General features: G+C 65.2%; 27 protein-coding genes. 10 read left to right on the plus strand and 17 right to left on the minus strand.

Annotated features, from left to right (window positions below; translation table 11 throughout):
- Positions 1 to 102: 102 nt before the first annotated feature.
- Positions 103 to 1,167 (plus strand): aldo/keto reductase, encoded by a 1,065-nt coding sequence (locus ACP7B7_RS05440; protein WP_308925604.1) that lies wholly within the window; start codon positions 103 to 105, stop codon positions 1,165 to 1,167.
- Positions 1,168 to 1,179: 12 nt separating this feature from the next.
- Here the strand turns inward: ACP7B7_RS05440 and ACP7B7_RS05445 are convergent, their stop codons facing one another.
- The 5 genes from ACP7B7_RS05445 to ACP7B7_RS05465 all read right to left on the minus strand — a co-directional run bounded on the left by ACP7B7_RS05445 (position 1,180) and on the right by ACP7B7_RS05465 (position 4,091).
- A complete protein-coding gene (locus ACP7B7_RS05445) occupies positions 1,180 to 2,043 on the minus strand; it encodes an NAD-dependent protein deacetylase (RefSeq protein WP_308925605.1) in 864 nt (287 codons plus the stop codon).
- Between the two features lie 47 nt (positions 2,044 to 2,090).
- Positions 2,091 to 2,771: a signal peptidase I gene (gene lepB, locus ACP7B7_RS05450; protein ID WP_374694279.1), complete on the minus strand. Its 681-nt coding sequence runs from the start codon at positions 2,769 to 2,771 to the stop codon at positions 2,091 to 2,093.
- Between the two features lie 154 nt (positions 2,772 to 2,925).
- Complete coding sequence (locus ACP7B7_RS05455; RefSeq protein ID WP_308925606.1) at positions 2,926 to 3,165, minus strand: hypothetical protein; 240 nt, start codon at positions 3,163 to 3,165, stop codon at positions 2,926 to 2,928.
- Positions 3,162 to 3,335, minus strand: a complete 174-nt coding sequence (locus ACP7B7_RS05460) for a hypothetical protein (protein ID WP_308925607.1) — start codon at positions 3,333 to 3,335, stop codon at positions 3,162 to 3,164. The genes ACP7B7_RS05455 and ACP7B7_RS05460 overlap by 4 nt, the downstream gene beginning before the upstream one ends.
- Positions 3,336 to 3,539: 204 nt before the next feature.
- Entirely contained in the window at positions 3,540 to 4,091 is a 552-nt protein-coding gene (locus ACP7B7_RS05465) for a GNAT family N-acetyltransferase (RefSeq protein ID WP_308925608.1), read from the minus strand.
- Between the two features lie 82 nt (positions 4,092 to 4,173).
- Here ACP7B7_RS05465 and ACP7B7_RS05470 point away from each other — a divergent pair, with 82 nt between their 5' ends.
- Positions 4,174 to 4,566 carry a VOC family protein gene (locus tag ACP7B7_RS05470; protein WP_308925609.1) on the plus strand — a complete coding sequence of 131 codons (393 nt, stop codon included), beginning with the start codon at positions 4,174 to 4,176 and terminating at the stop codon, positions 4,564 to 4,566.
- Position 4,567: 1 nt separating this feature from the next.
- Here ACP7B7_RS05470 and ACP7B7_RS05475 read toward each other — a convergent pair whose 3' ends face one another.
- Positions 4,568 to 5,152, minus strand: a complete 585-nt coding sequence (locus ACP7B7_RS05475; protein ID WP_308925610.1) for a DinB family protein — start codon at positions 5,150 to 5,152, stop codon at positions 4,568 to 4,570.
- Between the two features lie 130 nt (positions 5,153 to 5,282).
- Here ACP7B7_RS05475 and ACP7B7_RS05480 point away from each other — a divergent pair, with 130 nt between their 5' ends.
- Complete coding sequence (locus ACP7B7_RS05480) at positions 5,283 to 6,263, plus strand: HDOD domain-containing protein (protein WP_308925611.1); 981 nt, start codon at positions 5,283 to 5,285, stop codon at positions 6,261 to 6,263.
- Between the two features lie 5 nt (positions 6,264 to 6,268).
- Here the strand turns inward: ACP7B7_RS05480 and ACP7B7_RS05485 are convergent, their stop codons facing one another.
- The 8 genes from ACP7B7_RS05485 to ACP7B7_RS05520 all read right to left on the minus strand — a co-directional run bounded on the left by ACP7B7_RS05485 (position 6,269) and on the right by ACP7B7_RS05520 (position 14,427).
- Positions 6,269 to 6,970, minus strand: a complete 702-nt coding sequence (locus tag ACP7B7_RS05485) for an ABC transporter ATP-binding protein (protein ID WP_308925612.1) — start codon at positions 6,968 to 6,970, stop codon at positions 6,269 to 6,271.
- Entirely contained in the window at positions 6,963 to 7,676 is a 714-nt protein-coding gene (locus ACP7B7_RS05490; protein ID WP_308925613.1) for an ABC transporter ATP-binding protein, read from the minus strand. The genes ACP7B7_RS05485 and ACP7B7_RS05490 overlap by 8 nt, the downstream gene beginning before the upstream one ends.
- A complete protein-coding gene (locus ACP7B7_RS05495) occupies positions 7,669 to 8,631 on the minus strand; it encodes a branched-chain amino acid ABC transporter permease (RefSeq protein WP_308925614.1) in 963 nt (320 codons plus the stop codon). Before ACP7B7_RS05495 ends, ACP7B7_RS05490 begins: the two co-directional genes overlap by 8 nt.
- The gene (locus tag ACP7B7_RS05500) at positions 8,628 to 9,500 is read right to left on the minus strand and encodes a branched-chain amino acid ABC transporter permease (RefSeq protein WP_308925615.1); all 873 of its coding nucleotides are present in this window, start codon (positions 9,498 to 9,500) and stop codon (positions 8,628 to 8,630) included. Before ACP7B7_RS05500 ends, ACP7B7_RS05495 begins: the two co-directional genes overlap by 4 nt.
- Positions 9,501 to 9,595: 95 nt before the next feature.
- Positions 9,596 to 10,762, minus strand: coding sequence for an ABC transporter substrate-binding protein (locus ACP7B7_RS05505; RefSeq protein WP_308925616.1), 1,167 nt, complete (start codon positions 10,760 to 10,762; stop codon positions 9,596 to 9,598).
- 82 nt (positions 10,763 to 10,844) lie between these two features.
- Complete coding sequence (locus ACP7B7_RS05510) at positions 10,845 to 12,410, minus strand: class I adenylate-forming enzyme family protein (RefSeq protein WP_308925617.1); 1,566 nt, start codon at positions 12,408 to 12,410, stop codon at positions 10,845 to 10,847.
- Entirely contained in the window at positions 12,407 to 13,561 is a 1,155-nt protein-coding gene (locus tag ACP7B7_RS05515; RefSeq protein ID WP_308925618.1) for an acyl-CoA dehydrogenase family protein, read from the minus strand. Before ACP7B7_RS05515 ends, ACP7B7_RS05510 begins: the two co-directional genes overlap by 4 nt.
- A 29-nt stretch (positions 13,562 to 13,590) precedes the next feature.
- Complete coding sequence (locus tag ACP7B7_RS05520) at positions 13,591 to 14,427, minus strand: IclR family transcriptional regulator (protein ID WP_308925619.1); 837 nt, start codon at positions 14,425 to 14,427, stop codon at positions 13,591 to 13,593.
- A 207-nt stretch (positions 14,428 to 14,634) separates the two neighbouring features.
- On the opposite strand from ACP7B7_RS05520, the gene ACP7B7_RS05525 reads away from it, so the two are divergent.
- From ACP7B7_RS05525 to paoC, 7 genes are all read left to right on the plus strand, one after another.
- Positions 14,635 to 15,153, plus strand: a complete 519-nt coding sequence (locus tag ACP7B7_RS05525) for a molybdopterin-dependent oxidoreductase (RefSeq protein WP_308925620.1) — start codon at positions 14,635 to 14,637, stop codon at positions 15,151 to 15,153.
- A gap of 99 nt (positions 15,154 to 15,252) precedes the next feature.
- Positions 15,253 to 15,810 (plus strand): flavodoxin, encoded by a 558-nt coding sequence (locus ACP7B7_RS05530; RefSeq protein ID WP_308925621.1) that lies wholly within the window; start codon positions 15,253 to 15,255, stop codon positions 15,808 to 15,810.
- Positions 15,811 to 15,924: 114 nt separating this feature from the next.
- Positions 15,925 to 16,401, plus strand: coding sequence for a (R)-mandelonitrile lyase (locus tag ACP7B7_RS05535; RefSeq protein ID WP_308925622.1), 477 nt, complete (start codon positions 15,925 to 15,927; stop codon positions 16,399 to 16,401).
- Positions 16,402 to 16,483: 82 nt separating this feature from the next.
- Positions 16,484 to 17,122 (plus strand): carboxymuconolactone decarboxylase family protein, encoded by a 639-nt coding sequence (locus ACP7B7_RS05540; RefSeq protein WP_308925623.1) that lies wholly within the window; start codon positions 16,484 to 16,486, stop codon positions 17,120 to 17,122.
- Entirely contained in the window at positions 17,115 to 17,747 is a 633-nt protein-coding gene (gene paoA / locus ACP7B7_RS05545; RefSeq protein ID WP_308920166.1) for an aldehyde dehydrogenase iron-sulfur subunit PaoA, read from the plus strand. The genes ACP7B7_RS05540 and paoA overlap by 8 nt, the downstream gene beginning before the upstream one ends.
- Positions 17,744 to 18,724 (plus strand): FAD binding domain-containing protein, encoded by a 981-nt coding sequence (locus ACP7B7_RS05550; RefSeq protein ID WP_308920167.1) that lies wholly within the window; start codon positions 17,744 to 17,746, stop codon positions 18,722 to 18,724. The genes paoA and ACP7B7_RS05550 overlap by 4 nt, the downstream gene beginning before the upstream one ends.
- Positions 18,721 to 20,919, plus strand: a complete 2,199-nt coding sequence (paoC, locus tag ACP7B7_RS05555; protein ID WP_426075979.1) for an aldehyde oxidoreductase molybdenum-binding subunit PaoC — start codon at positions 18,721 to 18,723, stop codon at positions 20,917 to 20,919. Before ACP7B7_RS05550 ends, paoC begins: the two co-directional genes overlap by 4 nt.
- On the opposite strand, the gene ACP7B7_RS05560 is transcribed toward paoC, so the two are convergent.
- From ACP7B7_RS05560 to ACP7B7_RS05570, 3 genes are read right to left on the minus strand one after another with little or no spacing between them, the layout of a single operon-like run.
- The gene (locus tag ACP7B7_RS05560; RefSeq protein WP_308920169.1) at positions 20,868 to 21,857 is read right to left on the minus strand and encodes an alpha/beta hydrolase; all 990 of its coding nucleotides are present in this window, start codon (positions 21,855 to 21,857) and stop codon (positions 20,868 to 20,870) included. The genes paoC and ACP7B7_RS05560 overlap by 52 nt on opposite strands.
- Positions 21,854 to 22,708, minus strand: coding sequence for an alpha/beta fold hydrolase (locus tag ACP7B7_RS05565; protein WP_426075980.1), 855 nt, complete (start codon positions 22,706 to 22,708; stop codon positions 21,854 to 21,856). Before ACP7B7_RS05565 ends, ACP7B7_RS05560 begins: the two co-directional genes overlap by 4 nt.
- 13 nt (positions 22,709 to 22,721) lie before the next feature.
- Positions 22,722 to 23,783 (minus strand): sugar phosphate isomerase/epimerase family protein, encoded by a 1,062-nt coding sequence (locus ACP7B7_RS05570; RefSeq protein WP_426075981.1) that lies wholly within the window; start codon positions 23,781 to 23,783, stop codon positions 22,722 to 22,724.
- Between the last annotated feature and the right edge of the window lie 50 nt (positions 23,784 to 23,833).

The raw sequence follows: 23,833 nt of genomic DNA on the forward strand, positions 1-23,833 counted from the left end.
TTTGCCCTTTTAAATTATGATCGACATTTATGAAAAAGTGTCCTATGCTTCGAACATGACGATCATCATTTAATCGCGGCGCAGCCGCATTCAGGAGAAATCATGTCCATGCACTACACAACATTTGGCCGCTGCACCGGTGTGCGCGTGTCGCAACTGGCTTTGGGTACCGGTAACTTCGGCACGGGCTGGGGTTATGGTTCCGAACGCGAGGAGGCGAAAAGCGTGTTCGACGGCTATGTGGCCGCAGGCGGCAACTTCATCGATACGGCCGATACCTACCAGGTGGGACAGTCCGAGCAACTGGTGGGCGACTTTATCGCCGCCGACCGCGACCACTTCGTGCTGGCCAGCAAATACACCTTGGGTGGCCAGCCGAATGCCGGCCTGTCGCGCACGGGCAATAGCCGCAAGACCATGATACAGTCCGTCGAAGCGAGCCTGAAGCGCCTGAATACCGACCGCATCGACCTGTATTGGGCGCATTTCAGCGATGACGCCACGCCGATGGACGAGATCATGCGCGCCTTCGACGACTTGGTGCGTTCCGGCAAGATCCTGTATGCGGGCCCGTCGAACTTTCCCGCCTGGCGCGTGGCGCGCGCCGACATGATGGCCGAGCTGCGTGGCTGGGCGCCCCTGATCGGCGTGCAGACCGAATACAGCCTGGCCGAGCGCAGCGCCGACCGCGACTTGCTGCCGATGGCCGAGGCGCTGGGGCTGGGTGCGGCGCTATGGTCGCCACTGGGCGGTGGTTTGCTGACCGGCAAATACCGCGACAGCCGCGAAGGCCGCCTGACGGGCTTTGGCGGCGTGCTGGTGCGTACTGAACAGGGCGCGCGCGAAACGGCGACGGTCGACGCCGTGCTGGCGATTGCCGGCGAGCATGAGGTGGCGCCGGTGCAGGTGGCGATTGCCTGGCTGCTGGCCAAGGCAAACAAATCCAGCACGGCGCTGGTGCCCATCCTCGGTTCGCGCACGCTGGCCCAGCTGGACGCCACCCTCGGCGCGCTGGCGCTGGTCTTGACGCCGGAACAGCTGCAGCGCCTGGACTCGGCCAGCGCGATCGCGCTTGGCGCACCGCTGGAAGCGATCGCCAACAGCGCGGCCGGCATCACCGGCGGCCAGGGCCAGCTGTTGCGCGCGCCGCTCCTGCCGGTGGCCTGAGGCGAGTAGCGTTCAAGCCAGCAAGGCGGCGACAAACGGCAGGATGTCCTGCGCCGGCGTTTCGATCTTGAACGCCAGCAGCTCATCGGCGCGCGTCTTGCCCAGGTTGATGGCGGCCACCGGCTTGCCGCTTTCCGCCGCCATGCGGCACAGGCGAAAGCTGGAATACACCATCACCGACGAGCCGATCACCAGCAGCGCGCTGGCGTCCTGCATCTTTTGCGCCGCTTCGGTGGCGCAGGCGGCCGGCACGCCATCGCCGAAAAACACCACGTCGGGTTTCAGGGTGCCGCCGCAATGCAGGCAGCGCGGCACGACGAAGCTGGCCAGTTGGGACGGTTCGAGCAGGGCGTCGCCATCGGGCGCCGGCGTGGCGGTGGCGCCGACCATGTGCGGGTTGTCGTAGTCGAGCATGTCCTGCACCGTGCGGCGCGCATAGTGCGCGTGGCAATCGAGGCACACCACCTCGTGTATGCTGCCGTGCAATTCGGTGACGCCCGTGCTGCCGGCCCGCTGGTGCAGGCCATCGACATTTTGCGTGACCAGGCTGCCGACGTTGCCCTGCAACGCCATTTGCGCGATGGCCAGGTGGCCGGGATTGGGCGCGGCGCGCGACAGCGCCGGATAACCGACCATGCTGCGTGCCCAGTAGCGCCGCTGCACGGCTGGCTGGCGCCGAAAGTCGGGTCCCTGCACGGGTGCATTGCCGCGCCGCACGCCATCGGTGTCGCGGTAGTCGGGGATGCCGGACGCCGTGCTGATGCCGGCGCCCGTCAACAGCAGCACGTCGGGATGGCGTTGCAGGAACTGCGCCAGCTGTTCGGGGGCCTCGCCGTGGCTGGCCAATGGCGGGCTGGAGGGAAGAAGTGTATGCATGATGGTCACATGCTACGCGAAAAATCCCTTGCCCATGCGTGTCGCTGTTACTGCAATGGCATGCCGAAACGATCGAATCGCGGCTGCCAGGCATCCTGGATATCGGCCGACACCAGGATGCGCTCGGCCTTGCCGATCAACAGTTCGCGTGGCACGAAGCCGAAATAGCGCGAGTCGGCGCTGTTGTCGCGGTTATCGCCCAGCATCATGTAGTGGCCGGCGGGCACGGTGACGGTGGCAAAATTGCGCCGCGCCGGCAATTGCGGCAGCAGCTGGATGCGGTGCGCCTGCGCCTGCCCGACGCCCTGTTCGCTGACCCGCTGTGCCTGCAACTGGCCGACGGCAGCGATGGTTTCGGCGACCGTATCGAGCGCGCTGTACTGTGCGGCACGGCCATTGATGACCAGTTGTTCGTTGCGCATTGCCACCGTATCGCCTGGCAGGGCGATGATGCGCTTGATCAGCCGCGTGCCGTCAAGCGGCGAGGAAAAGGTGACGATGTCGCCGCGCTGCGGTTCGCCCGTATGTTGCAGCACGATGTCGGTCAGCGGCACTTTCAGGTTGTAGGCCAGTCGGTTGACGAAGACCACGTCGCCTTCGACCAGGTTGGGCCGCATCGACGCCGAGGGGATGGGATTCCAGTCCGCCACGGCCGTGCGGAACACGCCGAACAGCATCAGGAACAGGATAAAACCTTTGTTGGCGCGTAGCCAGGTGCTGATCCGCATGGTGAGTCTTTCTCGTCAGGGTTGCACAGTGGGAGTGCTGTCTTGTTTGCAGCACATGTCCACCATGCCCGGCGAGACTGAAGCCATTCTTAAATCGCTCGCTTGCCGCTGTACCTTGCCGCACAGTGTTGCGTGCCAGCCTCATGAGCGCGCATCAAGGCCGCCGGCAAGGCGTGGCTTGATCGTTGCCCGGCAACGACTTGCCGTGCAGCTCTTCCCACAGCTCGCCCATGGCCACCAGCAAGCCACCGAGGACGAGGGGAATCGTCACCAGCCATGGCGAGCTGTCGAGCCATGGCGCCAGCACGATGGCGCAGAGGAAGGCGATGGCGAGCGAGGTCAGCCAGAAACGGCGTGGGTGGCGCAGCGTGAACAGGGCATGCAGCGTATTCATATGTCCTCCCTGGACAGGAATTGGTACAGGCGGGCAGCGAGGATGCTGCTGGCCGCAACCACGACGCAGCCGTCGAGAAAGAACAGCACCATGCCGATCAAATGCATGCCGTAGACCAGGTAAGTTGGCAGTTGCAGCGTTTCCGCCCACTGTGCCATCCAGGCCAGCACGATGGCGGCACAGAAAATGGCAAGGGGCCAACAGCAGCATCAGCAACACGTGTTCAAACAGGCGGTGGCGCAGTTTCATGTTTGACTCGTCAAGGTTGGGAAGATTCCCGAACCTCGAGTCTGTCAGCCAAACGAGTCCGCGCTTTGTCCTGGCGCAAAGTCGTCAGCGCCTGAGATAAAACAGCATTCATGCCAGGAAACTGTTTATTTGCCCTGATCCTGGGCGACGTCGTGCTTGCGGCGTTCGAAATACAGCAAGTCGCGCCAGGCGCCGTCGAAATACATGGCTTGCTCGGACATGCCATATTGATGAAAACCGTTGCGTTGCAATACCTTCGCCGACGCCAGGTTGGGGAGCCGCACGATCGATTCCAGGCGCCACAGTTCCAGCGGCCCGAACGCCTGTTCCAGCAGCAGCGCCACCAGGCGGCTGGCATAGCCGCGGCCGCCAAACTGCGCGCCGATGCGGTAGCCCAGCTGCGCCTTGTTGAAATACGGCCGCGTGACACCGGTCAGGTTGACCCTGCCGACGATCTGGCCATCGAGCTTGGCCAGGAACTGGTAGGACTGGTCCTGCTCGCGTTCGCGCTGCGCCTGTTCGATCATGGCGGCAATCGCGTCCAGCTTGTAATACGACTGCGCGCGCGCCGTGACCCAGGTTTCGAAGTGGGCGCGGTTGTCCAGTTCGAACGCCAGCAGATCATGCGTATCGGCGGTGGTCGGAAGATGCAATGCGAGGCGGTGGGTGTCGGTCATGGCGGCGTATCAAAAAGAGATGCGCCATTATAATCAGGCCAGGGTTTGACCGTTCGCACCACCGCCTGTTGAAAGGAACCGCATGCTGTCCCATCTCTGTCTCGGCACCAATGATTTTGCACGCGCTTACGCGTTTTATACCGACCTGCTCGGTGAACTGGGCCTGGTGCAGAAGTTTCACGATCCCGCCAAGCCCTGGGCGGGCTGGATGATGCCTGGCGTGCCGCGTCCGCTGTTCGTGCTGGGCGCGCCGCACGATGGCCAGGCGGCGTCGCCCGGCAATGGCCAGATGACGGCGCTGCTGGCCGGCAGCCGCGCGCAGGTGGACCGCAGCTACCAGGCGGCGCTGGCGCAAGGCGCCGTGTGCGAAGGCCCGCCCGGCTTGCGGCCGCATTACCACGCGAATTATTACGGCGCCTACTTTCGCGACCTCGATGGCAACAAGCTGTGCGTGTGCTGTCACGAGGCCGAGTAGCTCAGCGTTCGCCCCATACCTCCGGCTCGGTCCAGCCCAGGTCGGCAAAATCCTGCGCCCGCAGGTCCGCCTCGCCGGCGCAGTAAAATTCGTCGAGCTGCGGCGGTTCGATGCGCGTGCCGGCCAGCATGGCGTGCACCTGGCCCCGGTGGTGCAGCTGGTGCTGGAACAGATGCGCCAGCAGGCGCATGCGCGTGTCGACCTGCGGCGTGTCGCGCAGGATGGTGACGGGGCGCGCCAGGTCGGCGTCGCTCAACTGCCGGCAATGCGCGATCAGGCGCTGGTCCGAGGCCCGCTGCGCCGCATGCAGGTCCAGGCAGTTGTCGAACGGTTCGTCCTGCTCAAAAAAGACGTAGCAGTCGGGATGCGGCGGCTCGCCGCGCAATTCGCGCTCGAGCGCATCGAGATAAAACCAGTCGCACGTCAGGATATGGTTCAGCGTGGCCCCGATGGTGGGAAAAAAGCTGGTGCGCACCGCCTGGAACTCGGCCTGCGACAACTGTGCGCAGGCCTGGTACAAGCGGTGATTGGCCCAGGCGTTGTTATATGCCTGGGTACGGATGTAATGCGCAAGACTGTTGTTCATGATGAGCTCCATGCCATGCCCGGGACCGGCCCCGGGCGCTTTCCATGCAGGCGCCACTGTAGCACTTCGCATCAGGTAAAATCGCGGTTCGGATTTCCCGATAGTGAAGCAATGAGAGCGTGGACGGCATATGGGTTGGATAGGAAAACTACTGAACGGCGGCGACGACAAAAAGCCTGCACCAGTCACGACAGCGGCGGCGCCGGAGGTCGAGCACGAGCCCGCCACTATCGCCGAAATCGATGCCATCTACTATCGCTGGCTGGCGGCCGTGGGGTCGACGCAGGCGCCAGCGCAGACCGAACAGCGCATCCTGGATGAATTGACGCGCCTGGCCCGCGAACCGGTCGCCGGCGCCGCGCTGGTGCCGCGCATTCCGGCCATCATTCCGCAGTTGATGCGTACCCTGCAAGAAGAAAACATGAGCGCCGCCGAGCTGTCGCGCCAGTTGGCGCAGGACGTGGTGCTGGTGGCCGAGGTCTATCGGGAAGCGAACCGGCCCTGCTACCATTCGCGCTACAACGCCAGCCCGTCGATCAGCACCATGGAAGGCGCCATCATGCTGCTCGGGCAAAACAATATGCGCATGCTGCTGGCCCGCGTTGCCTTCCGTCCCATCGTCAGCATGAAAAGCGGTGGCCTGACCGTGCGCACGGCGCCGCTGATCTGGCGCCAGTCCGAAAAATGCGCGCTGGCGGCCAGCCTGCTGGCCCCCGGCATGCAGGCGAACGCCTTCGACGCCTACCTGGCGGGCCTGATGACCAATGTCGGCCTGGTGGTGGCGTTCCGGCTGATCGACCAGCTGCATGCGCCCGAAGCGTTTCCACAGTCAAGCGCCTTTATTGCCCAGGTATTTGCGCAGGCGCGCATCTTGTCGGTCAAGATCGCCGAATTATGGGAGTTTCCCGAGTCCGTCACCCGCGCCATCGCGCAGGCCGGGCAAGTGGATGCCGAGCCGCAGGCGCAAGCGCTGGCGCTGGGCGAACGCTTGAGCAAGCTGCGCATGCTGGTCGACGCCGCCCAGTTCGATGCCGACGACCCGCTCGTGGTGACCGGGCTCGGCAAAAGCGCGCTGGGGGTGTTCGACAAGCTGGCCGACGAGGAGGAGTAAGGATACTAGCGGGAAAAATACAGCTCGTGCAGATGCTCCAGGTCCACTTCGCTGGCCTTTTGCGACAGCGCCACTTTCCCGCTTTGCATCAGGTAGACGTGGTCCGCCACTTTCACCGCGCGCGCCGTGTTCTGCTCGACCAGCACGATGGTGCGCTGGCCGTCATTGAGCCGCGCCAGGATCTCGAACAGTTCGCCCACCACCAGCGGCGCCAGGCCCAGCGACGGTTCGTCGATGATCAACAGCGACGGGTCCGACATCAGGCCGCGCGCCATCGCCAGCATCTGCGCTTCGCCGCCGGACAGCGAACCGGCCAGCTGCCTGCGCCGCTCGCGCAGGCGCGGGAACATGGCGTACGACTCTTCCAGCCGCGCGCGCATATGGGCCCGGTGCGCCTTCGGAAACGCACCCATGATCAGGTTTTCTTCCACGCTCATGTCGCGAAACGTCATGCGCCCTTCCGGTATCATGGTCACGCTGGCATCGCTCATCTTCCAGGTCGGCGTGCCGTTCAGGACCTTGCCGTCCAGGCTGATGCTGCCCGCGCTGGACGGCACCAGGCCCATGATGGCGCGCAAGAGCGTCGTCTTGCCGGCGCCGTTCGGGCCGATGATCGTCGTCAGCTGGCCCTTGGCCACGCTCAAGGACACATCCCACAGCACATTGATGGCGCCGTAGCCGGCGCGCAGTTTATCCACTTCAAGCATCAAAGGCTCCCGTATAACTTTTGATGACGGCCGGATCGCGGAACACCGCGTCCGGCGTGCCGTCGGCGATCAGCTGGCCGAAATTGAGCACCGCCACGCGCGGGCACAGATTGCTGATGGTCTCGATATCGTGCTCGATCATCACGATCCCCACCCCAAACTTGGCATGGAGGTCCTTCAGCATGCCCATGAAGCGGCGCTTGCCCGTGGTTTCCAGGCCGGCCAGCACTTCGTCGAGCAGCAGCAGTTTCGGATCGGTGGCCAGCGCCTTGGCCACTTCCAGCGCCTTCAATTCCGTCAGCGCCAGCTCGCTGGCCGCGTCGCGCCCGGCCTTGGCGGATAAACTGGTGAAGTCGAGGATCTCGTCGATCTTTTTATGATCGACCTTGCCGGTGCCAAAGCGCTGCGCGACGATCAGGTTTTCGCGCACCGTCAGTTCGTGCATCGGTTGCGGTATCTGGAAGGTGCGGCCGATGCCCAGGCGCGCGCGCTGGTACATCGGCGTGGCCATCACGTCGCGCCCTTCGAAGCGGATCGCGCCGCCGGTCGGGCGCACCAGGCCCGAGATCGCATTGAACAGGGTGGTCTTGCCGGCGCCGTTCGAGCCCACCAGGCCGATCACGTCATTGCTGGCGATGGACAGGGTGACCGCATCGACGGCCGTCAGGCCGCCGAAGCGCACCGAGACATTATCAAGTTCAAGCATGCGTCTTCTCCTTTCCCTTGAATAATTTTTTCAGCAGCGGCAGCAAGCCGTTCGGGCTGAAGACGATCATCGCCACCAGCAGCACGCCCAGCACCAGCTGGTGGCCGGTCGGGATCAGCGACTTGAAGATCAGCTGGTCGACCAGGTACACCACCACGGCACCGAGCACGGGGCCGAGGATGGTGCGGTAGCCGCCGAAGATCGCCGCGACGATGGGCAAGGTGACCCACAGGCTGTTGAAGGCGTAATCGGGTTCCAGGAAGTTGATATAGTGGGCGTTGAAGGCGCCGAACAGGCCCGCCATAAAGGCCGACACCAGCAGCATCGCGCCTTTCAGCAAGGTGCTGTTGACGCCGACCACGCGCGTCGCATCCTCGCTGTCGTGCATGGCGCGCAGGGCGATGCCGTAGTGGCTGGAGCGGATGCGGCTGTAGGCAAACGCGCACGCCACCACCAGCGTCAGCACCACCAGATAGGCGCCGGTCTTGCTGGACAGATCGAAGCCGAATACGGTGGGCAAGGTCGGGATATTGGCCACGCCGCCCGAGCCGCCGGTCAGCGAACTCCATTCGGTGGCCACGATGCGGAAGATATGCGCGTAGGCCAGGATCGCCAGCGCAAAATACGGCCCGCGCAGGCGCAGCACGGGCAGCATGATGACGGCGGAAACCGTCGCGCCGACGCCGCCCAGCAGCATGGCGGCAAACACGGGCAGGCCCAGTTTCACGGTGGTGAGCGCCGATACATACGCGCCGACGCCGAAGAACGCCGCATGGCCGAAGCTGACCATGCCGCCCAGGTTGCCCAGCAAGGCCCAGGACAGGGCCACGCCGCCGATGATCAGGGCCGCCACCACCATGCTCATCACATACTGGTTGCTGCCGAGGACCAGCGGTACCGCCACATAGGCGGCCAGCAGCAGAGCCATGGTGGAAATGAGGGAAGAAGATTTCATCCGCGCCTCCGTACCGCGCCGAACAGGCCGTTCGGCATAATGAACAGCACCAGCAGGAACAGGACCATGCCGGACAATTCCTGCAGCGCAGAACTGGCCAGCGTCACCGTCAGTGCTTCGGCCACGCCCAGCAGCACGGCGGCGATCAGCACGCCGGGGATCGAACCGATGCCGGCCAGGACCGTGATAATGAAGGCTTTCACCGTCAGCGCGCCGCCGTAGGCCGGCTGGATCACGCCATAGCTGAATAAGGCGACGCCTGCAAACGCGGCCAGGATGCCCGCCACCAGGAACGACACCATCTCGGTGCGGCCCGGGTCGATGCCCATCAGCTTGGCCGCGTCGCGGTTGCTGGAGACGGCGCGCACGGCGCGGCCATACCAGCTGGTCGACAGCCAGCGCCACAGCGCCGCCATCAGCACCAGGCTGACGCCGAAGAAAATCACTTCGCTGCGCATGCTGAAAAACGGCCCGATTTCAATGCCTTCCTGCAGCCAGCTCGACGAGGTCGAGCGGATGTCGGCCTTCCATACCAGCAAAATGAAATTGGTGAGAATGACGCCGATGCCGTAGGTAAGGATCAGCGAATTGATTTCGCGGTCTTTCTTGATGCGGCTGACGATAAAGTAGACGCCGACCGAGGTCAGGCTGACGATCACCAGCGCGATGGGGATCGCAAACATGGGACCGAGTCCCAGTCCCGATTCCACGCTGTAGGCGATGTACGCGGCCAGCAGCACCAGCTCGCCGTGCGCCAGGTTGATGATCTTCATGGTGCCGAACACCAGCGCCAGACCGAGCGCGATCAGGGCGTAGGAGCCGCCCTGCAGCAAGCCCGAATACAGGGCCTGCAGGATTAATTCTGTCATGTCGTTATCCCGTCAGGCAGCCTGCCAGCGCCCGCGAGGGGCCGGCCAGGCTGTCGTTCATCGGTGCGCGTCCAGGGATGGCGCGCAGACTTGCCTTACCAGGGCAGGGCCGGATACACCAGCTTGCCGGTGGCGTTTTCCTTCGGCCAGACGATCACCACTTTCTTGTCCTGGTGCTGCGCCATGCGGTGCACGAAGTTCAGGTTGTCGCCGTTGGCGGCAAACTGCACCCGGCCGATCAGTGTCTCGCGGTCGGTCTTGCGCATTTCCTCGGCCACGCCGCCTTTTTTGACGGTGCCCTTGTCGGCCGCGCGCGCGATCGCTTCGAACAGCAGCATCGACTGCACATAGCCGAACTGGCCCAGGTAGTCCGGCTCCTTCTTGTACAGCTGCTTGTAGGCGTCGCTGAAGGCCTTGCCGTCGGCCGTCTTGAATTCGGTGGGGTAGGCCAAGAGCGCCGTGCCGAACACGTTCGGCATCAGGTCGGGGAAGTCGGCCGCCATCTTCGGCGTGGCCAGCGACCACACGCCCACCATGGCCTTGATCTTCGGTTTCAGCACGCGCGCGGCGCGGATAATGCCGACGTAGTCGTTTTCATAGCCGACCATGGCCACCACTTCCGATTTGTCCTGCAGCTTGATCTTGTTGATGATGGGCTTGAAGTCGGTAATCGCCGGATCGAACGAGTGGCTGGTCACTTTCACGCCCTTGGCCAGCAGGGCTTTTTCCACGTCCTTGGCCAGGCCGGTGGTGGCGTCCTTGGTCGAATAGACGATGGAGACCGATTTGGCGCCCACGTCCTGCAGCATGCCCAGCATGGCTTTTTCGTAGCCGGCCGTGTTATTGATGCGGAAAAAATTCTTGCGCCCGCTGGAGACCAGGCTGTCGTCGACGCCACCCGAGGTGATATACACCAGGCCCAGCTTGTTGGCCGTGTCCGAGGCGGGCGAGATATTGTTCGAGCCGTAGCCGCCCGTGATCGCCACCACGCCCTGGCTGGCCAATTTTTCGACGGCGGCAATCGCTTTGGCCGGCGCCGATTCGTCGTCGACCGTGATGATCTTGACCGTGTGCTTGCCGTTGGTCTTGTTGAAGACTTCGGCCGCGACCAGGATGCCTTCCTGCATGCCGGCGCCGACCCGCGCCAGGTTGCCGGTCAGGGGGATTTCGGCGCCGACCAGGAATTCCTCGGCGCTGGCGCCGGACATCCAGGCACTGGCAACCAGGGTGGCCATGGCGATGCGTGTGAGTGTGCGTTTCATTGTTGTCTCCTCTGTTATTCGTTTCAAAACAGCCCGCTGGTGTTTTATTGTCGGGTGTATCGGCGTCTGGCGCAAATCTGTTTCAGTGATGGTCGTGCCGCTGCTGCGCCATCTGCCGCAGCTGTCCTTTCAATATTTTACCGGTGGCCGCCGCCGGCAGCGCCTCCATGACGATAATGGTGGAGGGGCATTTGTAGGGCGACAGCGTGCCGGCCAGCCAGGCCTGCAGCGCTTCCAAGGTGACCGGCTGGCGCGGATCGAGCTCCACATACGCCACCACGTCTTCGTTGCCATCGGCCGTGCGGCAGCCGACCACCGCCGACTGGACCACGGAAGGATGGGCGTTCAGCGCCGTTTCCACTTCCAGCGGATAGACATTGAAGCCCGATCGGATGATCAGTTCTTTCGTGCGTCCGACGATGAACAGCGCGCCGTCCTCGCCCTGGCGCGCCATGTCGCCCGTATTGAGCCAGCCGCCGTCGCGCATGGTGGCGGCCGTCATGGCCGGCTCGCGGTAATAGCCGGCCATCACGTTCGGTCCGCGCACCCACAGCTCGCCCGGCGTGCCGGTCGCGACGTCAACGCCATCGGCGTCGACAATGCGCGTTTCCACGCCCGGTATCGGCGCGCCGACCGAGTCATCCTGGCGCGGCGACTCCAGCCGCGTCTGGCTGATGGTGGGCGAGCTTTCCGTCATGCCGTAGCCATTGTGCAGCGCGGTGCCCAGCAGCTGCTCGACTTCCTGTTTCAGCGACGGCGCCAGCGGCGAGCCGCCCGCATAGGCAAAGCGCAGTTGCGTGACCAGCGGCGTGCCGGGGCCGCCCAGGGTCTGCAGCAGCTTGGCATACATGGCCGGCACGCCCTGCACGATGGTCAGGCCATCGTCCTTCAATGCGGACAACAATCCTTCGACCGAAAAGCGCGGCACCAGATACAAAGCCGCGCCGGCATGCAGCGTGCCGAGCGCCACCGACGCCAGGCCGTACACGTGTGAAATCGGCAGCACGCCATACACGCGATCTGGCTGTGTCAGGCCGCGCAGCTTGCCGGAGGTGGCGGCGATAAACAGCAGGTTACGATGCGTCAGCATCACGCCCTTGGGGTGGCCGGTGGTGCCGGTGGTGTAGATCAGCGCGGCCACCTGCCCGTTACCAGGCTGCGTCGCTTCCGCCACGGTGTTTTCGTTCAAGGGGCCGGCCAGCAGTTCGCCCATGCCGTCGACGGCGACCGTGATGCTGGCCGCGCGCTGCGCATGCGCCGCCGCCTCTTTTGACGATGCGTGCAGGTACAGCACGCGCCGCGCCGTGGAGTGGCTTGCGATGGTATCGATCTCGCGCGCCGACAGCCGCGCATTGACATTGACGGTCCAGGCGTCGATGCTGGCGCAGGCAAAAATCAGCGCCACCTGCAGCGCGCAGTTTTCGCCGACCACCATCAGGCGGTCGCCAGGGCGCACACCGAGCTCGCGCAGCAGGCGCGCCGCATCTTCGACGGCGTGCTGCAGCTGGGCATAGGTCCAGTGGCGGCCGCCTTCGTGCAGTGCCGGCGCGTCGGGCGTGCTGGCGGCCCAGCGCGCGGGGATGGCCGACAGGCGCGCCGGCAGGCTGGCCAGCAGGGCGGGGAGTTCCTCCGTCGCGGCCGCTGTCATTTTTGCGCTGCCTTGATCATGTTGCGGGCAATCACGATCTGCTGGATCTGCGTCGTGCCTTCGTAGATGCGGAACAGGCGCACGTCGCGGTAGAAGCGTTCGGCCGCGTATTCCGAAATATAGCCGGCGCCGCCGTGGATCTGCACCGAGCGGTCGGCCACCCGGCCGCACATCTCGGAAGCGAACAGCTTGCAGCACGACGCTTCGGTCGAAATATCTTCCTTGTTGTCGCGCCGCCGCGCGGCGTCCAGCACCATGCTGCGCGCCGCATAGATCTCGGCCTTGCTGTCGGCCAGCATGGCCTGGATCAATTGAAATTCGGCGATCGGCTGGCCGAACTGCTGGCGTTCCATGGCGTACGCCAGCGCGTCGGCCAGCATGCGTTCGGCCGCGCCCACGCAGACGGCGGCGATATGCAAACGGCCCTTGTCGAGCACTTTCATGGCGGTCTTGAAACCCACGCCTTCCTTGCCGCCGATAATGTTGGCGGCCGGTACGCGGCAGTTTTCAAAGATCACGTCGCAGGTATGCGCGCCCTGCTGGCCCATCTTTTTGTCGATCTTTCCTAAGGAAAGACCCGGCGTATCCTTCTCCACGATAAAGGCGGAAATCGCCGAGGCGCCCCGTTTGGTGGGGTCGGTACGGGCCATCACCGTAAAGATGCTGGCTTCGGGCGCATTGGTGATATAGCGCTTGCTGCCGTTCAGGATATAAAAGTCGCCATCGCGCACGGCCGTGGTGCGCAGGGATGCGGCGTCGGAACCGGAGCCCGCTTCCGTCAGCGCGAACGAGCCGATGATGTCGCCGGCCGCCAGTTTCGGCAGGTAGTGCTGTTTCTGCGCTTCCGTGCCGTCGATCACGATGCCCTGCGAGCCGATGCCGTTATTGGTGCCGATCAGCGAACGGAAGGCGGGCGAGGTGCGGGCGATCTCGAACGCCACGCGCACTTCCTCTTCCATGCTCAGTTGCAGGCCGCCGTAGGCTTCGGGGATCGACAGGCCGAACAGGCCCAGTTCACGCATCTGCGCCACGATGGCCGGCGGAATGGTGTCGGTCTCGGCCACCAGGTTTTCGTTCGGCACCAGCACTTCGCGCACGAAGCGGCTGATGCTGTCGAGCAGGATATTGAGGGTTTCTTCGTCGCGTATCATGGTTTCCTTGGTAGGGGATGAAGGGGCGCTTAGCCGCGGCCCAGATTGGATTCGATGGTTTTGACCAGCGCCACCAGGCGCGGACCGAGGTCGCTTTCGAGCTTCTCGCGCGACAGCAAAAAGGCGGGCCCGCCGCAATTGAAGGCCATCACCTGTTCGCCGTCGGCACCCAGCATCGGCACGCCCACGGCATGGATGTCGTTCTGCCATTCGCCGGCCGAGATGCAGAAGCCCCGGTCCTGGTAATCCCTGAAACCCTGCTCGATGCCGGCGCGGATGCGCGGCCAGCGTTCGGTGTCGTGCGTGCGCGCATGGTCCATCAGGTAGTCGCGTTCCGACTGCGGCAGGATGCACAGCAGGGCCTTGCCCATCGCCGTCGTCATCAGCGGGATGCGCGAGCCGACGTCCAGGCGCAGGGTGACATTGGCGCTGCTGCGGCAGGTTTCCACATACACCATGCTGAGGCGGTCGCGCGTGCCCATCGACACCGACGCCTGCGCGTGTTCGGCCAGTTCCTCCATCAGCGGGCGCGCCAGCTTGCGCACGTCCAGGTTCGACAGCATGCGGTAGCCCAGCGCCAGCACGCCGGCGCCCAGCTGGTACTTGCCCAGCTGCTCGGAGTAATTGAGGTAACCGAGTTTGGTCAGCGTATGGGTCAGGCGCGAAATCGTCGGTTTCGGGATCGCCGTGCGCCTGGCCATGTCGGCGTTCGACAGGTAGATTTCGCCGGGACGAAAGCAGCGCAGCACTTCCAGGCCACGCGCCAGCGCATTGACGAACTGGCGGTCCTTGCCTTCCTCGTCGTCGCTGAAAACGACGATGTCCGGATCGATAGCGGGTTGCAGGTGATTCATCTTGGCGTTCATTTTGTCTCGCTCCTGCAAATCAGTTTGCCTAGCCAGGCTGGCCATGTCAACCGTTTTGTGAAACATTCGTTCGCATAGCGGAATGGTGCGGCGCACGATTTTTGTCCGATTTTTGACCTGCGCGCGTCCTTTGCCGCTTGTCGCTTGAGCATCGTTATATACCACTGTATATTGCGATTGAGACGTTCAACCATCAGGAAAACCCGCATGTTGAGATTATTTCGTTGCATCCTGTTTGCCGCTCTGTTCGCCACCGCCACCGCCATCGCGGGCGACCAGATGAGTCACAGCCTGGCGGTCACCGGCATGGTGGAAAATCCGCTGGCCTTGAGCGTGGCCGACCTGCGCCAGTTGCCGGTAGCCGCAGGCGGCAAGCTCGATGTCACGCGCCATAATGGCGACAAGGCAGAGACCATCACCAGCTATCGGGGCGTGCGCCTGCGCGATATCATCGACCGGGCAGTGCTCGATGCGCCCGGCCACAACGACGTGAAAAAGCTGGCCATTATCGCCACCGCCACCGATGGCTACGCGGTGGTGTTTTCATGGGGCGAGCTGTACAACTCGCCGGCCGGCGAGGGCGTGGTGGTCTACTTTGAAAAGAACGGCAAGGCGCTCGGCGAGAACGATGGCGAGATCGCGCTGATCTCGGCGCGCGATATCCGCACCGGGCCGCGCCATGTCAAGTGGCTCAAGGCGATCGAGGTGCGCAAGCTGGTGGATTGATTAGCCGCGCTAATAACGGCATCCTTTGAAACGCGGCTAATCAAATCGTCTTGCGGCCCTTACAGTGTGATCTTCATCATCCTGTAGAGGAGGGCCGCCATGTCAGTCAACAACCCCGGCCGCCGCGCCGTGATGGCGGGGCTGGCCGCCTTGCCGTTTGGCGAAGTGGCGCAAGCGGATGCAAACTCGCGCGTGCTGGTGGCGTACTTTTCGCGTTCGGGCAATACCCGCGTCATCGCCGGCGTGATCGAACGCGCGCGGCGCACCGCACTGTTCGAAATCCGTCCCGCGCGGCCGTATCCGGCGGACTATTTCGAGACCGTCGAACAGGCGCGCCAGGAACGCGACCGTGGCGACCTGCCGCCGCTGGCCGGCAAGCTGGCCGATATGGCCGCGTACACCACGGTCTACCTTGGCTTTCCCGTGTGGGGCGAAACCGTGCCGCCGGCCGTGCGCACCTTTTTGTCGTTGCATGACTGGCGCGGCAAGACCCTGATCCCGTTTATTACCCATGGCGGCTACGGCGCCGGCGATTGCGCGGCCCAGCTGGCGCGGCGCGCGACAGGCGCCACGATATTGCCGGCCTTTGTGCTGGAAGCGGACCAGGAGCGCCGCACCACCACGCAGGTCACGACATGGCTGGACAAGCCCGATTGATTAGCGCAGCTAATAAGGCCATGCGACATACAGGCATATTCGCACGATAGCGCAGCCGCTATATTGGTCGCCAGACCATCGGCGATACGCCCTGAACGCAAAAGGAGCCCCTCCATGAAACATATCCTGCCCTGCGCACTGCTGGCGGCCACCAGCCTGGCCAGCGGTTTTTCGCACGCGCAGCAAGCGGCGCAAACCATCACGGCGACCAGCGCCGTGCCTCCCGCGGCCGGGCCGGCCGAGTATTTCACGGGCCAGGTGCGCGTACGGATGCTGTCGCCGGCCAACGCGCAGATCAATGCGAGCAGCGCCTATGTCACCTTCGAGCCCGGCGCGCGCTCGGCCTGGCATACCCACCCGCGTGGCCAGTACCTGATCGTCACGGCTGGCGCCGGCCTGACCCAGGAATGGGGCAAGCCGGTGCAGCCGCTGCATGAGGGCGATGTGGTGTGGTGCCCGCCCGGTGTCAAGCACTGGCATGGCGCGGCGCCCGGCAGCGCGCTCACGCATATCGCGCTGACCGGCACGCTGGACGGCAAATCGGTGCAATGGATGGAGAAAGTCAGCGATGAACAATATCTATCGAACTAAGTGGCCACGCGCCTTGCTGCTGGCGCTGGCTTTGGCGGCCGGTCAACATGCCGCCGCACAAACAACCCTGGAGAAGACCAGCATGCAAACAGCACAGACACTCTCGCCGAAGCAGCAGGCCATCGCACCGATCGCGGCCTTCATGGCTTCCGGCCAGATGGCGCAGCTGCAAACGGCCTTGGGCCAGGGACTGGACGCCGGCTTGAGCGTCAACGACTGCAAGGAGATCCTGGTGCAGCTGTACGCGTATGCCGGTTTTCCGCGCAGCCTGAATGCGCTCAATGCCCTGATGGCGGTGCTGGAACAGCGCAAGGCGCGTGGCATCGAGGATGCACAAGGAATCGAGTCCGAACCGGCGCCCGAAGGCGAGGCGCTGCTGGCGGCGGGCACCGCCAACCAGACGCGCCTGGTCGGCGCGCCGGTCCAGGGCCCCGTGTTTGCGTTCGCGCCGCAGATCGACCGCTATCTGAAAACGCATCTGTTCGGCGATATTTTTGCGCGCAGCAATCTCGACTGGCAAAGCCGGGAACTGGCCACCGTCGCCGCCCTGGCCGCCATGAGCGGGGTCGAGGCGCAGCTGCTATCGCATGTGAAGGTCAGCCTGAATGTGGGCTTGAGCGTGCCGCAACTGCGGCAATTCTTCGCCGTGCTGGCCGAGCAAGGCAGCCCCGAGGCGGCGCAACGGGCGCAAGCCGCACTGCAGAAAGCCGGCCATGAATGATTTCAGCGATATCAGGATCAGCCGGCGCGGCCTGTTGAAGGCGGGCGCGGTGCTGGGCAGTGTGCCAGCCCTGGGACTGGCGCAGGCGGGCAGCGGCGCTACCGCCGCCGCGCCCGTGATGGCCAAGGTGTCATTCACCGTGAACGGCCAGCCGCAGCAGCTGGAAGTGGACACCCGTACCACCTTGCTCGACGTGCTGCGCGAGCGGCTGCACCTGACCGGCACCAAGAAGGGTTGCGACCATGGCCAGTGCGGCGCCTGCACCATCCTGCTCGACGGGCGCCGCATCAATGCCTGCCTGAGCCTGGCCGTCATGCACGAAGGCGCGCGGATCACCACCATCGAGGGGCTCGGTACGCCGGCCAAGCTGCATCCGATGCAGGCGGCGTTTATCCGGCATGACGGCTACCAGTGCGGCTACTGTACCCCGGGCCAGATCTGTTCGGCCGTCGCCGTGCTCGACGAAATCAGGCGCGGCGTGCCCAGCCATGTGAGCGCCAGCCTGACCGAACAGCCGCTATTGAGCGTCGACGAAATCCGCGAGCGCATGAGCGGCAATCTGTGCCGCTGCGGCGCGTATTCGAATATCGTCGAGGCCATCAGCGAAGCGGGAGGCCAGCCATGAGAGCATTCAGCTATCAGCGCGCCACCTCGGCGGCGGAAGCGGCGGTTGCGGCGCAGCGCACTGCCGGCGCGCGCTTTATCGCCGGCGGCACCAATCTGCTGGATCTGATGAAGCTGGAAATCGAGACGCCCGGCCACCTGGTCGACGTCAATGGCCTCGGTTTTGACCGCATCGACGCCACGCCGGACGGTGGCTTGCGCATCGGCGCGCTGGTGCGCAATACCGATCTGGCGGCGGACCCGCGCGTGCGCCGCGATTACGGCGTCCTGTCGCGCGCCTTGCTGGCCGGCGCCTCGGGCCAGCTGCGCAACAAGGCCACCACCGCCGGCAACCTGCTGCAGCGCACGCGCTGCGCGTATTTCTACGACACCAATCAACCGTGCAACAAGCGGGTGCCGGGCAGCGGCTGTTCCGCCATCGCCGGCGCCAGCCGCCAGCATGCGGTCATCGGCGGCAGCGCCGCGTGCATCGCCACCCACCCCAGCGACATGGCGGTGGCGATGCGGCTGCTGGACGCCGGCGTGGAAACCGTGCGCGCCGGCGGCGCCACGCGCGTGATCCCGATCGCCGATTTTTACCGGCCGCCCGGCGACACGCCGCAGCTGGAAACGGTGCTGGAAGCGGGCGAGCTGATTACCGGCGTGACCCTGCCGCCGCCACTCGGTGGCGTGCATCTCTACCGCAAGGTGCGCGACCGCGCGTCCTATGCGTTCGCGCTGGTGTCGGTGGCGGCCGTGGTCCAGCCTGACGGCAGCGGCAGGGTGGCGCTGGGCGGCGTGGCGCACCAGCCGTGGCGCATGGCGGCAGCGGACAGCCAGCTGGCGCAGGGCGCCACGGCGGTGGCCGCGACCCTGCTGGCAGGCGCGCGCCCGACGCACGACAATGCGTTCAAGATCACGCTGGTGGAACGCACCCTGGCAGCGGTGCTGCTGGACGCCCGCGATGATGTCCGCGAACACAGGAGCAAGCAAGCATGAAATTCGATACGCCGGCAGTACGCAATCCCATCGACCGCCTGAAGGTGGTCGGCAAAGCCACGCCACGCATCGACGGCCCCCTGAAAACCACGGGCCAGGCGCCCTACGCCTACGAGCAGCATGCGGCCGCACCCGGCGCCGTGTATGGCTATATCGTCGGCGCCGCGATCGCCAAGGGCCGCATCGAGGCGATTGACCATGTTGCCGCCAGCGCCGCGCCCGGCGTGCTGGGCGTGGTCACGGCACAGAATGCGGGCAAGCTCGATGTCGGCGCCTTTTATGTGGCGCGGGCGCTGGCCGGGCCCGAGGTCGACCATTATCACCAGGCGGTGGCCATCGTGGTGGCGCAAACCTTTGAACAGGCGCGCGCCGCCGCCGGGCTGGTGCGCGTGCGCTATGCGCGCGGCGAAGGCGCATTCGACCTGGCGCTGGCCAAGGAAACGGCGCAGCTGCTGCCGGCCAAGCCCGCGCAAGCGTCCGGCATCGGCGACTTCGACGGCGCCTTTGCCGGTGCACCCGTCACGGTGGACGCGATGTATACGACGCCGGACCACGCGCACGCCATGATGGAGCCGCATGCGACGATCGCCTCGTGGAGCGGCGACCAGCTGACCCTGTGGACGGCGATCCAGCTGGTGGGCTGGGGTCTGCGCGACATCGCCAAAATCCTCGGCATGCCGAAAGAAAACGTGCGCATCGTCGCGCCCTTTATCGGCGGCGGCTTTGGCGGCAAGGGCTCGATCCTGTGCGACGCCGTGCTGGCCGCCGTCGCCGCAAAACAGGTGGGGCGTCCGGTAAAAGTGGCCTTGCAGCGCGCGCTGATGTTCAATAACACCACCCACCGCGCCGCCACCATCCAGCGCATCCGCATCGGCGCCACCCGCGACGGCAAGATCACGGCGATCGGCCACGAAAGCTGGTCCGGCAACCTGGGTGAACGCCCCGAGGCCGCGACGGCGCCCACGCGCATCCTGTACGCGGGCGCCAACCGCATGACGCGCTTGCGCGTGGCCCACCTGGACTTGCCCGAGGCGAGCGCCATGCGCGCGCCGGGCGAGGCGCCTGGCATGATGGCGCTGGAAATCGCGATGGACGAGCTGGCCGAAAAGCTGGCCCTGGATCCGGTGGCCTTGCGCATCCTGAACGACACGCAGGTCGACCCGGAGTCGCCCGGCAAGCCGTTTTCGCGGCGCCAGCTGGTCGAATGTTTGCAGATGGGCGCGCAGAAATTTGGCTGGGACCAGCGCAGCGCCACGCCTGCCGCGCGCCGCGAAGGGCGCTGGCTGGTCGGCATGGGCATGGCCTCGGCCATCCGCGGCGCGCCCGTGATCAAGTCGGCCGCCCGCGTCAGCCTGGGCAAGGATGGCGGCGTGACGGTGGAAACCGACATGACCGATATCGGCACCGGCAGCTACACGATCCTGGCGCAGACGGCGGCCGAGATGCTGGGCGTGCCGCTGTCCACGGTGGTGGTGCGCCTTGGAGATTCGCGCTTTCCCGAAGGCGCCGGTTCCGGCGGCCAGTTCGGCGCGGCCTCGTCGACGGCCGGCGTGTATGCGGCCTGCGTCAAGCTGCGCGCCATGGTGGCGCAGCGCCTCGGTTTCGGTGCCGGCGAGTTGGAATTTGCCGACGGGCGCGTGCGTTCGGGAGGCAATAGCCGGCCGCTGCTTGACGCCGTGGCACAGGGCGAACTGCAGGCCGAGGATGCGATGGAGTACGGCGACTTGTCGAAACGCTATGCGCAGCAGACCTTTGCCGCGCATTTTGTCGAGGTGGGGGTGGACGCCGCCACCGGCGAGATCCGCATCCGGCGCATGCTGGCCGTCTGCGCGGCGGGGCGCATCATCAACCCGATGGCCGCGCGCAGCCAGATCATCGGCGGCATGACCATGGGCGCCGGTGCGGCATTGATGGAGGAACTGGTGGTCGACCGGCGCGCCGGCTTCTTTGTCAACCACGACCTGGCCGGTTACGAGGTGCCGGTGCACGCCGATATCCCGCACCAGGACGTGATCTTCCTCGATGAAGTCGATGCCACCATCGGCCCCCTGAAAGCCAAGGGCGTGGGCGAGCTCGGTATCAGCGGCGTGCCGGCGACGATCGCCAACGCCGTCTACAACGCCACCGGCGTGCGCGTGCGCGATTATCCGATCACGCTCGATAAATTGCTGGCGCACCTGCCGCCGGTCGCCTGAGCGGCAAACCGGCGCCTGATGGCGGCGCCCGCCGCATCGAACAGCCCGCGCGCGGCCGGCGCCAGGCCCAGCATATGGATGCACGCGTGGATCATGCCTGGCAGTGACACGCAATCGGCCGCCACGCCAGATTCGAACAGACGCTGCGCATACGCCACGCCCTCGTCATGCAGCGGGTCGTATGCGCACACCAGCACGGTGGCCGGCGGCAAACCGGCCACCGACGCCGCGCGCAGCGGCGAGGCAAGGGCGCTGGCGCCATCGTCAGCGCCGGTCAGGTAGGTCGACCAGCAAAAGCGCATCGCTTCGCGCGTCAGCGAATAACCGTCCGCAAACGCATGGTATGAGGCCGTATCGAATGCATGATCGAGCGCCGGATACAGCAGCAGCTGGTGCGCCAGCACAGGGCCGCCACGCTCGCGCGCCAGCAGCGCCGCCGCTGCCGCCAGGTTGCCGCCGGCGCTGTCGCCGGCGACGATCAACTGGTCCGCGGCGATGCCGAGCGTGTCCGCTTGGCATGCCACCCAGCATAGCGCCCGGTAAAAGTCATCGAGCGGCACGGGGAACTTGTGCTCGGGCGCCAGCCGGTAATCGACCGAGAACACCGCGCAGCCGGTGGCGTTGGCCAGCGCGCGGCACGGGTTGTCATACAGCTCCAGCGACCCCAGGCACCAGCCGCCGCCATGCGCAAAAACGATGGCGGCCAAAGTGCTGCCCGGGTCCGTGCCGGCCGGCCGATACGCGCGCACGCGCAATGCAGGGTCTCCCGGCAGCACGCCGGGCACCGAATGATCGCGCACGTCCGCCACGGCTTCCAGCGGTCCGTGCAGCTGGCGCAGGCCGGCGTCGGTGGCCGCGCGCAGTGCGTCCAGCGTGGCCGGCGGCGCGGCATTGCCGGTCTGCGCCAGATACGCGGCGATCAAGGGATCGAGGCTCATGCGGACGCTCCCGCCAGGAAGGGCAGCAAATGGCCGATAAACGCGGCCGGCTGTTCTTCCATGATGAAGTGGCCGCAGTCGGCCACGATGGCGCCTTGCAGATCGTCGGCCTTGCCCTGCATGGTCAGCAGCGGCGCATCGTTGGTGGCGTATTCGGCGCCGATGGCCAGCACCGGCATCGCCAACGGTGTCTTCGCCCGTTCCAGGTTCTGGCGGATGGTCTCCGGGATTGCCCGGTAATACGCGAAGCCGGCGCGCAGGGCGCCCGCCGTGGCGTAGGCCTCCGCATACACGTCCACGGCCACCTGGTCGCGGCGGTACGACCATTTGTCGAAGATGAAGCGGATGTACTCACGCTCCCTGCCGGCCGTGAGCATTTCCGGCAGGTCGGGCACCTGGTTGAACATGAAGTGCCATAAAAAGATATTGTCGGCCGGCGCCACAAAGATCGGCGGGGCCGGCGCCAGGCCCGGTATCACCGCTTCCGTCAGCGCCAGTTTCGTCACGGCCTGCGGAAAATCGCTGGCCAGCGCATAGCCGACCCACATGCCGATATCGTGGCCGACCACGTCGTATTGCGCGTGACCCAGCGCCAGCATGGCCTGGTGCAGGGTGGCGGCGACGGCGCCCGTGTCGTAGCCGCCGGCGGGGCGGTCGGAGTGGCCGCTGCCGGGCGGATCGATGGCGATCGCCTGGTAGCCGGCGTCTGCCAGCGCCGCCATCACATGGCGCCAGGCATACCAGGTCTGCGGCCAGCCGGGAATCAGCAGCACGGGCTTGCCGCTGCCGGCGATGACGCAGTGCAGGCGCTGTTGATGGATGCGGACATAGTCATGGGTAAAGTTGTTCATCTTGATTCCTGGTTCAGTTGCGGTGGATGCCGAGCAGGCGGTCGATCTGTTGGCGGCTGACGGGCGCGCCGGCGAAGTCGTCGAAAATCTTGTCCGTGACGGGAATGATGTGGGCGTTGATAAAGGCCACGCCTTCGCGCGCACCCGCCTCCTGGTCCTTCAGGCAGCATTCCCATTCCAGCGTGGCCCAGCCGGCGTAGTCGTATTGCGCCATCTTTGAAAAGATGGCCTTGAAGTCGACCTGTCCATCGCCCAGCGAGCGGAAGCGTCCGGCGCGGTTTTCCCAGGACTGGTAGCCGCCGTAGATGCCTTGCCGGCCGCTCGGATTGAACTCGGCGTCCTTCACATGGAACATGCGGATATGGTCTTTATAGATATCGATGAAATCGAGGTAGTTCAATTGCTGCAGCACGAAGTGGCTGGGGTCGAACAGCATCTTGCAGCGCGGATGGCGCCCGACGCGCTCGTAAAACATCTCGAAGCTGGCGCCGTCGTGCAGGTCTTCGCTGGGGTGGATCTCGTAGCACAGGTTGACGCCCTGTTCCTCGCACACGTCGAGGATGGGCAGCCAGCGGCGCGCCAGTTCGTCGAAGGCCGCTTCAATCAGGCCGGGCGGGCGCTGCGGAAACGGGAACAGGTAGGGCCAGGCGAAGGAGCCGGAAAACGTGCCCATGTCGGTCAGGCCCAGGCGCTTCGAGGCCATCGCCGCCAGCTTGATGCGTTCGATCGCCCACGCCGTGCGTGCGTCTGGCTGGCCTTGCAGTTCCGGCGGCGCGAAGCTGTCGCACAGCGCGTCGTAGGCCGGGTGCACGGCCACCAGCTGGCCGAAGATATGGGTGGTCAGTTCGCTGATGATCAGGCCATGGCCGGCCAGCATGGCGACCAGATCGTCGCAGTATTGCTGGCTGTGCGCGGCCTGCGCCACGTCGAACAGGCGCGCGTCCCAGGCGGGGATCTGCAGGGCCTTGAAGCCCAGGCCGGCGGCCCAGGCGGCAATCGATGGCAGGTCGTTGAAAGGGGCGGTGTCGGCGGCAAATTGCGCCAGGTGCAAGCTCGGTCCCTGGATGGTTTTCATATCGGCTCCTATTGTTTGTCGATCGACAAAGAATAGGCGAAATTTCGGCC

Origin of the sequence: Janthinobacterium sp. PSPC3-1, assembly GCF_049896105.1 — a bacterium.
Lineage (GTDB): Bacteria > Pseudomonadota > Gammaproteobacteria > Burkholderiales > Burkholderiaceae_D > Janthinobacterium.